A 13,826-nucleotide genomic window follows, 5' to 3' on the forward strand; every position below is an offset into this window, starting at 1 on the left:
ATATTATAATATGATTACCGATAGGTAAATTTTTTTATTGTTGTTAAGTCCAACCGGCATCCACAACAAGTGATTGTGCGGTCATCATTTTGCTGTCATCTGCCGCTAAAAATAATGCCGCATTAACAATATCATCAGCCTGCAATGTTTCATTAATGCACTGATTGTGCCTAACATCTTCAATCATTTCTGGCGTTAACCAGTGTGTAATTTGACGCTCTGTCATTACCCAGCCTGGTACTAAGGTATTGATACGAATGTTGTCTTTGCCGTATGTTGCCGCTAATGAGCGAGTAAGTCCTTCTATGCCAGCCTTGGCCGTTGTATAAGCTGGCATGCCAGTTTGTTTTACACGCCAACTCACTGAGCCCATATTAATAATGCTTCCACCACCAATGCGTTGCATTTGCGGTGCCACTGCTTGTGCTGAGAAAAAACATGGGCGAAGGTTTACGGCAAGTTTATCATCCCAATACTCAACACTCATACTATCTGCAACGTGACGTGTATCGTCAGCGGCATTGTTGATCAACACACTGATTTCGCCTTGCATTTTTCCGGTTGTTTCAATGGCTGCTTTTAATTGCTCAATATCACGTAAGTCACAGTATATATAATTAGGATCATAACGATATTGTCCTGCAAGCTGTTTACATAGCTGCAGACTTTGTTGTTTAGCAATATCAATAAACGTTACTTTTGCATGCTGCTGACAAAAGCGTTTCACCATTATTTCACCAATACCTGTGGCACCACCGGTAATAAAAACACTCTTACCAGCGAGACTTGGATAAGTTGTGATGTGTGTTGTTGAAGTTGGCATGATTTCCTTAAATATTAAGATTTAACAAAACGCGCTTATTTCGCTATGTGCTTTGCTTCTTTATCAGCAATCTCTTTTTCAATGAATGACATCGCTTCGTCAATCATATAGGTCATCATATTTTTAGCACGCTCTGGTTCACCATTTAAAATTGCTTGATACACTTTAAAATGCTCATCAGCAATCGCTTTTTTACTGCCCTTGGCAGGTGTAGTATGCTGAATACTGACATTTAATGCGGTGCGAATAAAATCACGTAACTGAAAGAAAAAGCGATTACCGCTGGCAAATAAAATAGCGGTATGAAAAGACAAGTCAGCTTCATGGATTTCGCCATCAGGTGCATCAGCAGCAGCTTGCATATTCTCAAGAGCAAGCGCAATTTCTGCTATCGCTGCTTTGTCACCACGCCTTGCAGCAAGGGCAGCCGCTTGTGGCTCAATCGCTAAGCGCACTTGCAAGAATTCTTTTAATACATGCAGCGAAGGGCTGCTTTCAAGTAGCCACTTTAAAACACTGGTATCATATAGATTCCATGTATTTGCGGGCTCGACACGAATACCTTGACGTGGTCGCGATGAAATAAGTCCTTTTGCTGCAAGCATTTTAACAGCTTCACGAACAGCAGTACGGCTAATGCCATACTCTTCACATAATTTTGCTTCAGTCGGCAAGCCACTTTCAGCGGTATAATGGCCATTAATAATCGCTTTACCTAGCTCGTTGGTTACCTGTTGTGACAAATTTAAATTTTCAATGCGTGCCATAAACAAACAGTTCCTTTATAAATACTTATTGTATGATACTACTATAATTTTCCTGCGTCATCTTCCAAATCACTTACTGTGTTTAAAGAGGGATATTTTACCTAATTAAGGTCTTTAACCTATTAAAGCAGTAATTTTAACAAATATCTTTCATTTAACTAATTTGTATTATAATATTTTTATTACACACAAACTTACCGAAGTTGACTTCGGGCTTAAATGGAATCAAAGATGATCGAATTAAGTACACTAGACTGGCTGGTGCTAGCAGGGTTTTTTGTCTTGCTATTGGCCGTTGTCGTCGTCTCCATGAGACAAAAAGAAGAAGATACTACAGATTATTTTTTAGCGGGGCGTAATGCCAGTTGGTTGGTAATTGGCGCGTCAATATTTGCATCGAATATAGGCTCTGAGCATTTAGTTGGTCTATCTGGCGCAGGTGCACAGTCTGGCATGGCGTTAGCCCATTGGGAAATGCAATCATGGATAATATTATTACTTGGTTGGGTGTTTGTGCCCTTTTATTGGAGTAGTAAAGTTTATACCATGCCGGAGTTTCTAGAGCGCCGCTTTAATTCTAAATCGCGTACTTTTTTATCGGTTATCTCGTTAATCAGTTATGTACTCACCAAAGTCGCCGTGACTGTTTATGCTGGGGGGATCGCGTTTAAAACAATTCTCGGTATTGAAAGTATTTGGGGCATAGACTTTTTCTGGATATCCGCTATAGGCTTAGTCGTGATCACCGGTATCTATACCGTTCTCGGTGGTATGAAAGCAATAATGTGGACCTCGGTGCTACAAACCCCTGTGTTGATCATCGGCTCTGTGGTTATCTTAGTTGTTGGTTTGGATAAAGTCGGTGGCTGGTCAGAAGTAGAGCGCTTAAATGATGTAAACATGCACTTAATTCGCAGCGCTTCCGATAAAGAATTCCCATGGCCGGGCATCATTTTTGGTTCATTCATCATTGGCTTTTGGTACTGGTGTACTGACCAATATATCGTACAACGGGTACTTTCAGCCAAAGGCATTAAAGAAGCCCGCCGCGGTACTATGTTTGCAGGCTACTTAAAATTACTCCCTATTTTTATCTTCTTAGTACCAGGGATGATAGCTTACGCATTAAAAGCGAAAGGCATAATTAGTTATGACAGTGCCGATCAAGCATTTCCTACACTGGTCGCAGAGCTACTACCGTCGGGTGTTAAAGGCATTGTAATTGGTGGCCTTGTTGCTGCATTGATGAGTTCGTTAGCGTCATTATTTAACTCATCAGCTACCTTATTTACTATCGACTTTTATAAGAAATTCAAACCAGAATCAACTGAAAAACACCTGTTAAAAGTAGGTCGTTTAGCAACCGTTGCAATAGTTATTTTAGGTTTATTGTGGATACCTATTATGAGTTTAATTGCAGACGTACTGTATGAATATCTGCAGAGCGTGCAATCACTGATTGCTCCTGGTATTGCTGCGGTATTCTTATTAGGTTTATGCAGTAAACGTATCACTCCAACGGCTGGTTTCGTTGGTTTAGTATCTGGCTTTATCTTGGGTATGATCCGCTTAGTGTTATTGCCATTTAAAGATGATTTAAGCGGCTCGTCATTTGCGTGGATCACTGATATGAACTGGTTGTACTACTGTATCTTGCTGTTTGTAGTCGTGGTAGTACTGATGATTGTGGTGAGTATTTTCACAAAGCCTGCCAGTGATGAACAACTCAAAGGACTAACCTTCTCAAGTCTAGATAAAGCCACTTTAAAAGAAGTAGCAGCTGGTTTAGATAAATGGGATTACATTCATACCGCAGGGATCATCGGGATCACGGCATTTATTTACTACCGTTTCTGGTAAAACTTAATTCCAACCTTTTAGGGTGCCAATGGCACCCTTTTTTCTGTTAAGCACTCAGGTATTAATCTGGCTGCTCTGGTGATAAAACCGGAAAACCATTTGCATCCCATTCGATAATACGCGCTCTAGCATGGCGATTTGGGTCTGTTAAAGGCGTACCTTTAAGGTCTTTATAATCACGACTATGGTAAATTAATAAATCTGTCACGCCATCTTCTGCTTTTACAAAACTACTATGGCCTGGACCAAAACGCCCTACTGCTTCATTGCTGGCAAATAATGGCTGTTGCTTTTTATGCCAGCTTGTCGGATCAAGTAAGTCAGCATCTGCATCAGCCCATAACAAGCCCATTGCATAACGATGATCAGTCGCACTGGCAGAATACGTAAGTAGCACTTTTCCCTCACGCACTAACACAGCAGCGCCTTCATTCACTTTATAGCCTTGTACTTCCCAATCCAGCGTAGGCTCTGTTATGGCAACAATTGGCTCTTTGATTGACGTGGGTGAATCCATTTCGGCAATCCACAGTGCGGAATTGTATGTTGCAGGTTGGTTTTGTTGCGCCCAGACAAGATAACGCTTTCCTTGGTGGCTAAATGTTGTAGCATCCAAAGAAAAGCTATCAAGGTGCGTTTTCAGCTGCCCCATTTCTTGCCACTGCCCGTCCATCGGGTTTTCACTGTCATTTTTAAGTACAAACATACGAATACTAAACGGCTTTTCAACATCGCCCGCTGCAAAGTGAATGTACCAACTGCCGTCAACCTTATGCAGCTCTGGCGCCCAAATATTGGTACTCATAGGCCCTTTGTCATTTTTATGCCAAATCACTTTTGGCTTCGCAAGCTTCAAATCATTAAGTCGACATGCTTGGCGTAGCTCAATTTCGTCAAATTTAGGGGATGTGCCAATGAAGGTATAACAACCCGTTTTTTCATCACGGACTAACCAAGGATCAGCACGTTGCAATACAATTGGATTATCGATTGGTGCTACACTGGTACTGCTATTAGCATCTGCATAACTAAATGTTGGCATGGCAAGTAACATACTCACAATGGGAAATAGAGAGCGTTTTTTTAGCATAATTTTTATCCTGTTATTTGTCTTGTTTTCATTGTTAATATTGTATTACATATATTATAGTAGCTGAATAAGTGTAATGATTAAAATAAAAAAGGTAGCAACTATGAAACATGCAAAAAAACTCATCCAAGCAGGTAAATTACTCGGTGTAAGTACACTACTTTGTTTAGCGAGTAACGCCATGGCTAAACAAGTTGAAGTACACGATCCGGTGATGACCAAAGAAGGTGACACTTATTACGTTTTTAGCACGGGTATGGGCATCACTTATTACGAATCAAAAGATATGAAAGAGTGGCAGCTTACTGGTCGCGTATTTAAAGACGAGCCAAGCTGGGCAAAACGAGTGGCGGCAAGTTTTGATGGCCATTTATGGGCCCCCGATATCTATCAAAAAAATGGCAAGTTTTACTTATATTACTCAGTGTCTGCGTTTGGTAAAAACACCTCGGCGATTGGTGTAACGGTTAACGAAACCCTAGACCCTAAATCACCTGATTATAAATGGATAGATCACGGTATTGTTATTCAGTCTGTGCCTGAGCGCGATAACTGGAACGCGATTGACCCTGCAATAATTGAAGATGATAACGGCACGCCGTGGATGAGTTTTGGTTCGTTCTGGGGCGGTCTTAAATTAGTTAAACTTGACGATGATATGGTACGTATTGCACAGCCGCAAGAATGGCATAGCATTTCAGCACGTCCAAACACCGAGCACGGCCCTGTTGAAGCGCCCTATATCTTCAAAAAGAATGGCTACTACTATTTATTTGTGTCGTTTGATAAATGCTGCCAAGGTTTAGACAGTACTTACAATGTCCGTGTAGGACGCAGTAAAAACGTTGCAGGGCCATACCTTGATAAAGAAGGGCGTGATCTTAATCAAGGCGGTGGCTCACTGGTAATTGAAGGCAATAAAGACTGGGCAGCACTTGGCCACAATGCCGCCTACACCTTTGACGGTAAAGATTACTTAGTACTTCATGCCTATGAAACCGCTGATAACGGCTTACAAAAACTGCGTATTCTACCTATGACATGGAGTGATAACTGGCCTGTGGTGGATAGCAAAGATCTGAATAAGCGTAAAACCAAACTTATTGAAAAGTAACACTAAGTAACGCAAAAAAAACCTGCACGTTGCAGGTTTTTTATACTGTATTTTAATCCTTAGTGTGCATCTTAATTAAAGTCAATTAAGCTGATATCCATAAAAATAAGCTGCTCACTATCTGTTGCTAAAGACTCATTGAGTACAGTGCTATAAATATCGTAGGCAAGATGGGGTAAAATCAAGAGTTCATACCGGCTACCCTTTGTCATCAGCATCAACGCTTCTTGTAAGCCTTCGATTGCTTCGGCTATCTCATATTCGGCCAGCTGCTCAATTTGCCGAGTATCATAAAGCACATACCCTGTTGCAGTCATCACACGTTGTTGCACCTTAACAGTGGCATCCCATGACGGAGAATCACCACTGCCAAACTCAATTATGCGATACATTAAACCAGAACTTGTTACATGCACGCCCGGTTGAGCTATATATTGCTCTGCAAGCGGGTAGCGAGCGATACTGGCTCTAGAATTAACATCGTTGTAATGGTGTAAACTCATATTCACCTGCTACTTATTATTAATTAAGCGAATACCATAAATACCACCGGCAACAGAGCCCTGCTCGGCGCTAAAACGCAGAGTTAATGACCTTGTTTGTTTCATGGCATCAGTTAATGGGTAATCAATGCTATAAAATTCTGTGTCAGTTTGCTGAGCCGGCAAACTTACTTTTGCCAACACCTGTCCATTAATAGTGATGGTAAACTTACGGCCTACATCGGCATTAAAGTAACGAATACGCAGTGCCACTGCTTGCTGATCTGGGTTGGCTAATGTGTATTCAAACCAGCCTGTTGCATCACGCCAATGGTGGCCATTATTCACGCCTGCGCGGGTGTTTTCGCCTTTAAAGTCATGCTCTACTTCAGGCTGTTGCTCACCCGGTGTAATTTGGTCAACCGTCAATAATCGTAACTGCTCTTTTGCGTGTTCTGCTGCTTTTGACTCTTTTACAAATTGGCTGAATTCAGCTTCACTTTGCTGCGGCCAATAAACTTGATAGCGACTATCATGCAGCCTAAAGAACGGAATTAACTGAGTTGTTTGTGTACTTCCTATGCCCTGCTGAGCAATAGCGACATTTTTATCTGTGGTAAAAGCCAGCTCAGCACTTGGAGCACGCTTTAAGTCAGCAATGAACTGCTCAGGCTCACTTAGCATAATAGGCAGTGCATCAGGTGGACACGTAGGCCCCGCAGCAATATGGCCCATGCGGCTGTTATCTGCCACAAAATTTAATTGTTCATTTTTAAATGCCTGAACTTTGGTAGCCATAACCACAGGACCATACAACACAGCGTAATAATCTTGGCCATCCGGCAGTTGCTCTGTGTACAGCTTTGGCGCTAAAGTAAAAGTTAATTTGTCGCCATCATGCCAGTCATGTTTGATGGTGTAATAGCCCTGCTCTGCAATAGCATTGATTGCTTTGCCATTAAGTTCAAATTGCAATTCATCAGCAACCCAACTTGGTTTACGAATATGTAACTGTGCATTGGCATTATAGTTTTTGTCTAATGTATTAATAATTAACGTAATATTATTAGCATCAGGAAAATGACTTTGTTGAGTTACTTTTAAGCCTTGTTGCTGCCATTGTAGCGTACTTGGAATAAATAAATTTACCCATAAACTATCATCATGCTTACTGTAGATAAGCTCACCATATTTACTGTGATTTTCAATACCCGAGCCAACACAACACCACATAGAATCTTGCACCGATGAATACATACGATAGTGCCCAGGACGCATCGAGGTAAAGTACACTAAACCGCCATGTTCAGGGTGCTGCGATGATAAAATATGGTTATATGTGGCGCGCTCATAGTACTCTAAATAACGGGTATCAGCGGTTTTTAAAAACAATAACTTACTAAGTTTCATCATGTTGTAAGTGTTGCAGGTTTCTGGGCCTTCAACGTCTTCAACCATAGGGGTAAAGTCTTTTTTATCGTGAAAATGCTCACGTACACTGTTACCACCAATGGCCACTGAGCGCTCTTTAGTCACTGTTTGCCAAAAGTAATCTGCGCCTTGCTGCCATGCTTGATCGTCACTGGCATCGGCTACTTTCAACATACCAATAATTTTGGGGATTTGAGTATTGGCATGTAAACCATTTAGCTTATCTTGTTTTTCTAAAAGCGGATCAATAATGCTGTTATGGGTAAATTGGCGCGCTAGTTTTAAGTAACGTTTGTCATCACTGATTGTTGCCATATCAGCAAATACCGCATTTAAACCACCGTATTCTGAATACAGCATCTGTTGAATTTGTTCATCGCTTAACTTAGACGTTAAGTTTAAAAACCATTCGCCTAAATCAAACAGCATTGTTTTTGCTTGCTCACTGCCTGCAATCAAATAAGCATCACGAAGACCATGAAATATTTTGTCTATGTTATAAAGCGGCACCCAACGATCATTTAAACTAAATAAATCGGCTTTAATATTGCCATTGCGTATCTGTTGCCACATTGCTTGACCATCAGGAATACCACCTAAGTAACCGTTATTAGCCTGTTGCGCTCGTTGTAGCTCATTTAACATGTAATCTAAACGACGCTTTAATTCTTCATCTCCCGTGGCCGCCCATGCAAGGCTTAACGCTGATAAGTAGTGCCCACCAATATGACCATCAAGTCCTGTGTCTTCCCAGTTACCATATGATGGCGCTTTTTGCTCGATACCTGCTTCACGCAAGTATGGAGCGAGTAACTGATCTGGGTGTAATGCGATTAAGTAACGCACATTCGTTTGTTGTGCATGTAAAAAGGGACCTGCCCCTAAACTTACTTGATCAAGTGCAAATAATTGCTGCTGGCTCGTTTTATCAGCTTGTTGCGCATTAAAAACGTCACTCGCTGCAGGCTGGCTTTGCTCGCTGCACGCACTTAGCATTACTAAAATAGCAGAAGCACTTGCCAACTGACGCAAGCGAATTTTTATTGCTACAAACATATGCAAAATCCTTATTATTTACTTATTATTTTTAGTCGCGTTATTTCGGTAGCTGCTGCTTTATCACCATTTCGGTATAGTATTGATCGGTAATTTTGTATTTATTTAAAATAAACCCAAGTAATGCGTGGAAAACCCCAGGAATAACCGTCAGCATTAACGCCAAGCCCATCAGTGTAAATTCAGATTGTTCGACATTAGGCTTGTACTCGAAAAACGCCAGTAATAAACCACCGGCAAGACCTGCTAAACCACCACCGGCTTTTTGGCAAAATGAGATACCACCAAACGACAAACCTGAAGCACGCACCCCATCCTTAATTTCCCCGTAATCAACGGCTTCGGCGATTGCAGACCAAAAAACTGGCGCATGTAAATCAACCACAAAAGAAAGGATAATGTATAAAACAAACGCAAGGTATACATCACCGGGTTGCACAGCAAAATACATCACAACAGAAATCACCAGCACTGCGATTTGTGATTGGCGGAATAGCTTCATTTTGCAATAGCGCTGGGTGATCCAAGTACTGGCAACCATTGACACTATTGAAGCTGCAATACCGGCACTGGTAAACGCCCCCGCAAGAGTCGGCTCGCCTAAATAGTAGGTAGCGTAATACATAGCCACACTGCCGCGAATCGCATAACCTAACGTGCCAAGCACACATGCTGCACACAATAATAACCACTGGTCATTTTTCAGTAGAGCTTTAAATTGAGTGGTAATACTTTCAGTTTGGGGTTCATGGGTAATACGCTCACGCGTGGTAAAAAAGCAAAATAAAAATAAGGCTACACCGCAAGTTGAGACTAAAATCATTGCCAGTTTATAACCATGAGCAATATCGCCACCGCCCCACATTGATGCTAATAACGGCACAGAGAAGACAATTATAACGTTCGCTATTTTTGCAAAGAACATCCGATAACCATTGGCTGATAAACGCTCTTTAGGATCGGCGGTAAGTACACCAATATAAGAAATATAGGGAATAGCCACACCAGTAAACATTAACGTTGCAAACAGATAAGTAAGGTATGCCCATACTAGTTTCATGTTGTAATCAAAATCTGGGGTCGTAAATAGTAGGACGATTGCAATACCATAAGGCACGGATAAGAATAAGAACCAATGGCGGAACTGACCCCAACGGGTTTTTACTCTGTCTGTAATTACGCCCATTAATGGATCTGTAAATGCATCAACAAAACGCGCCACTAAAAATAAGATACCCATATCAACAGGGTCAAGGCCATAAATGTCAGTGTAGAAAAACGACATAAAATAAAATAACGCAGCAACCATCACATTGACTGCCATATCGCCGGCACCAAAACCGACTTTTTCTACCACTGATAACTTTTGATTTTCCATACTACTACCTAACTTTTAAAATAAGCGCTAGCGCCTATTTAAAATAAAAAAGGCCAACCTGAGGTCTGCAAAGCTAGTTAAGCCTTGAGAATGCCAGATGACAGCCACTGCACTCGTTATTTTTGTAAATTAAATGCTAATTACATTGATAGTATTATCATACTATTATGAACGCAACTATTTTCGACCGCTGAACAGTGATTATACCAATCGTGTTAAGTTACTGACCATTTATAGCGACAGATAAATACAGTGATAACAAGGCATAAATTTTGACATGTAGTTGTTCTCGGCAATTGCTCCTGCATTGCTCTACCTCCTGCATCCATGCAGTCGTACATGAAAAATTTATAACGCAGTTAGCGCTTTATTTAGCCCGCTAGAATGGTTAAATATTTAAGTCGATTGGTATTATTTCATTATAAGATTTTTGACAGAGTAAGTTCAGAAAAATGTGCGTGGTCACTTAACAAGTAATACACTTCAGGATGAAATAAGTCGAATAAATTAATAGCGTAAAGCATAAACCCCAAGTTTAACTGGGGCTTATGCTTTGCTTTACAGCTTAGAAAGAATAACGCGCACCAATTGCAAAGGTACGTGAATAAATTCCATTGCCGAAATTATAAATATTCTCGTTACCTTCACCATAATAACTTTGATATACATCATCTAAGATATTGGTTGCATCAAATGTCACTACGAAGTCATCTGTCACATCATAGCTAAATTGAAAATCTAAACTTTGCTCTGGGCGACTCCAAAACTGTAATGGGTTAGCAAAAATTGCAGCTTCGTTCCCTGTATAGAATTCAGAGCGCCACACATAGGATAAACGCATATCGAACGACTCTCGTTCATAGATACCTACCACGCTATAAGACTGATCAGATACACCAGCCATTTTTGAATCAACATAGCCCGTAATATTACCAGCCTGATCAAACTCTGGGGTATCTTGCGATGAATCAAGCAGTGTAAAACTTGCTTGTAAACCAACCCCTTCTAGCACATCCGGTAATCCTTCTGGGAAGTAAACTAGGCCAAGCTCTAAACCAGATAGCTCACCATTTGAGGCATTAACTGGTGCACTCAAAACATAAGGACGAGTCACGCCATCGTCGCCTTCACGCACGACGGTTTTACGCCCTGGTACAACAAGGCCTTCAATTTCCCGTTTAAAGTATGCACCATACAATGAACTCGATTCTGCAAAGTACCACTCTAATGAAGTATCATAATTTTTTGATTCTGTTGGCTGTAGATCTGGGTTACCACCATTACCAGTACCATAAGTGGCACCTTCGGTAAGTGGATCAAACCAGTATTGCAACGCATTTAAATCTGCAAAATTTGGCATACGTAGAGTTTCAGTATAAGAAACACGGCCAACAAGGTCATCGGTAATGTTCCAGTTCAATACTAAGCTCGGTAGCACCGAGCTTACATCAGCATTAGCAGAACTTGACTCAAATACATTAGTATTTGCGCCAACTTCAGCGGTAAATTGCATGTCTTGTTTATATTCAACATAACGCACACCAAACTCACCACTGATATTTTCAGTTAAGAAAAAATTTGTAGTGGCGTATAACGCGTACGAGTTTTCTTCGATATCAAATGTTTTATAAACATTTTCTGCATCTAAGTTATATACACTTCGAACTGCACTGGCGTTATCGAGCATATAGCCACCATCTGCGGTGATAAAACTATTAAATACATCGGCTCGGCCATCAAAGTAATCATCAACTCGAAATACAATACCTGAGCCATCGCCTGCAGCGCCCGCGGCACCTAGCTGCTCAATCAAGCTAGAAACAGAAGTAATTAAAGGACTATTATTTTCATCCCTTATAATTTCGTCTTGTGCGCGAGTAAACTCTTCAGCGGTGCGTTTTTCGTAACGGCCACCAAATTTAACTTTATCGAAGAAATTACCACCGACTAAGTACTCAGCATCAAAGGTAAATGTTGTTGAGTCACCGCGGCTTCCGCCGCCATTATCATAAACTGTTCCCGCATTCCAGTTGCCAATTGCGGCCATATCGGCTTCATTTACCGCTGTATTAGGATCATCCCAAAATGCGATACCCGGAACGCCATCATTATCGTTAAAATCAACATCTAGGCCAGGTGCAACACGATCAAATCGCATGGCAAAGAAGTCTGTTTCATACTCACTTTCTTGATAAACAACCTCAGTGTTAATGGTTAAATAATCACTGGCTTGCCACTGTGCACCAAGTGCATATAAATAGCTGTCTGTTTTACCATATGAGAAGTCGCCGCTTTGGAACCCCCCCGCAGCAATTGCTTGCTTTTCTTTAACTACATTAGTGCCGTCAAAAATAGTCGGGGTATCAATATTACCGTTACCGTTTTCAAAGGTATTTGAGAACCACATCGCATTTTGAGACTCATTTTCATAACCGGTGTAAAAGCCTTCAGCGGTGATTTCTAGCGTATCTACTGGTGCCCATTGTAACGAAATAGAAGCCGCTGGGCGTTTACGCAAACCAGTAAACGAGGTGCCAAATATTGCATCACGAGCGATTAAATACTCGGTTGGCTCACCCTCAACATTTAATGTAGAACCTGGTGTATTTGGTAGACCATTTTCTTGCCCAGGCTCCCAAATTTGATTTCCCAGTGAATCATATTCAGGGATACGCGAATACGGTGAATACATTGCTTGCGGATTGTTGGTAAAAAATGGAAATGCAGCACCTGCTGTTATCGTGTCATCACGATAATGAGTCTCAGAGTACGACACATTAAACAGCGCGCCAAACTCTCCTCCACCATCAAGTTCCCAGCGGTTACTTAATAATGCACTCACATTTGGGTCAACTTTATCCGGTTGATCAGAATAAATACCGCGGGCAGCGAGAACAACTTTCTTTCCGTCAAAATTAAAAGGACGATTAGTTTTAATATCGATTGAACCGGCAATACCACGCTCTACCTGATCAGCCGAACGCGTTTTATAAACTGTAACGCCCGATAATAAGCTCGCCGGAATATCTTGTAGCGCGACATCACGACCTGCGCCAGTAAAAATATCTCGGCCGTTAACGGTGGTGTGCACATCGGTCAAACCACGTATTGATACTTGACTTACTTCACCAGCGCCACGGCCTGTGGTTTGTACACCGGTTACCCTTTGTAAGGCTTCAACAACATTGTTATCAGGAAACTTACCAATGTCTTCAGCAATAATTGAGTCTACAATTTGTGTGCTAAAACGTTTTTCTGCAAGTGCTTTATTTAAGCTACCGCGAATACCTTGAACTTGAATTACTTCTAAGGAATCATCTTCTGCTGCGGGGCTATTCTCTTGTGCTTCTTGGGCAAAAGATAATTGGCATGTAAGAGCCAATACAACGGCGCTAGCTGTGTGTGTTCGTTTAAACATTAGCGATGTTCTCCAGTTTATTTTTGTCACGACTACAAATGTGTGATTTTTATAATCGATAAGCGACCCTTTCAACGAGCTTATGGCCAGGCAACACGTTGAGTTAGTCTCTATTTTATTATGTTAATATATTGCTGCCCGGACTTTAATCATATTGTATGATTATTTAACAGTCAACATCAATAAAGCACTTTTAGTCTGTCATTTTCATAAAGTGGCAAATAATAATTATTACTATTCACCGTAATGCTAATTTTTTTAAAAATTCCGCACATACCTACTGAAAAATAAAATAGCCAATATAATCAATAAATAAGATTAATAAATAATAACGAAATGATGGTCAATTTTGTTTGTTTAGCCGTAAATGTTGGATTATATCAATAACATTCTATTTACGTGCTCAA

The 13,826-nt window shown here is 40.9% G+C and carries 9 protein-coding genes; 2 read left to right on the forward strand and 7 right to left on the reverse strand.

Going from position 1 to position 13,826, the window contains the following annotated elements:
- Positions 1-43 precede the first annotated feature (43 nt).
- Both PHAL_RS0102660 and PHAL_RS0102665 read right to left on the reverse strand, forming a co-directional pair.
- Positions 44-823, reverse strand: a complete 780-nt coding sequence (locus PHAL_RS0102660; RefSeq protein WP_016706864.1) for an SDR family NAD(P)-dependent oxidoreductase — start codon at positions 821-823, stop codon at positions 44-46.
- 35 nt (positions 824-858) lie between these two features.
- Complete coding sequence (locus PHAL_RS0102665; RefSeq protein WP_016706865.1) at positions 859-1,590, reverse strand: FadR/GntR family transcriptional regulator; 732 nt, start codon at positions 1,588-1,590, stop codon at positions 859-861.
- Positions 1,591-1,821: 231 nt separating this feature from the next.
- Between PHAL_RS0102665 and PHAL_RS0102670 the strand changes: the two genes are divergently transcribed.
- On the forward strand, positions 1,822-3,450 hold the full coding sequence (locus tag PHAL_RS0102670) for a sodium:solute symporter (RefSeq protein WP_016706866.1): 1,629 nt from the start codon (positions 1,822-1,824) through the stop codon (positions 3,448-3,450).
- A gap of 61 nt (positions 3,451-3,511) precedes the next feature.
- Here PHAL_RS0102670 and PHAL_RS0102675 read toward each other — a convergent pair whose 3' ends face one another.
- Positions 3,512-4,540 carry a glycoside hydrolase family 43 protein gene (locus PHAL_RS0102675; RefSeq protein ID WP_016706867.1) on the reverse strand — a complete coding sequence of 343 codons (1,029 nt, stop codon included), beginning with the start codon at positions 4,538-4,540 and terminating at the stop codon, positions 3,512-3,514.
- Positions 4,541-4,643: 103 nt separating this feature from the next.
- Between PHAL_RS0102675 and PHAL_RS0102680 the strand changes: the two genes are divergently transcribed.
- A complete protein-coding gene (locus PHAL_RS0102680; RefSeq protein WP_016706868.1) occupies positions 4,644-5,654 on the forward strand; it encodes an arabinan endo-1,5-alpha-L-arabinosidase in 1,011 nt (336 codons plus the stop codon).
- A gap of 71 nt (positions 5,655-5,725) precedes the next feature.
- Here PHAL_RS0102680 and PHAL_RS0102685 read toward each other — a convergent pair whose 3' ends face one another.
- The 4 genes from PHAL_RS0102685 to PHAL_RS0102700 all read right to left on the reverse strand — a co-directional run bounded on the left by PHAL_RS0102685 (position 5,726) and on the right by PHAL_RS0102700 (position 13,419).
- Positions 5,726-6,157, reverse strand: a complete 432-nt coding sequence (locus PHAL_RS0102685; protein WP_016706869.1) for an FKBP-type peptidyl-prolyl cis-trans isomerase — start codon at positions 6,155-6,157, stop codon at positions 5,726-5,728.
- Between the two features lie 9 nt (positions 6,158-6,166).
- Entirely contained in the window at positions 6,167-8,623 is a 2,457-nt protein-coding gene (locus PHAL_RS0102690) for a beta-L-arabinofuranosidase domain-containing protein (protein WP_016706870.1), read from the reverse strand.
- Positions 8,624-8,663: 40 nt separating this feature from the next.
- On the reverse strand, positions 8,664-10,001 hold the full coding sequence (locus tag PHAL_RS0102695) for an MFS transporter (protein ID WP_016706871.1): 1,338 nt from the start codon (positions 9,999-10,001) through the stop codon (positions 8,664-8,666).
- Positions 10,002-10,566: 565 nt separating this feature from the next.
- Positions 10,567-13,419 (reverse strand): TonB-dependent receptor, encoded by a 2,853-nt coding sequence (locus PHAL_RS0102700; RefSeq protein ID WP_016706872.1) that lies wholly within the window; start codon positions 13,417-13,419, stop codon positions 10,567-10,569.
- Positions 13,420-13,826: the final 407 nt, after the last annotated feature.

It is taken from the genome of Pseudoalteromonas haloplanktis ATCC 14393 (assembly GCF_000238355.1).
Taxonomy (GTDB): Bacteria; Pseudomonadota; Gammaproteobacteria; order Enterobacterales; family Alteromonadaceae; genus Pseudoalteromonas; species Pseudoalteromonas haloplanktis.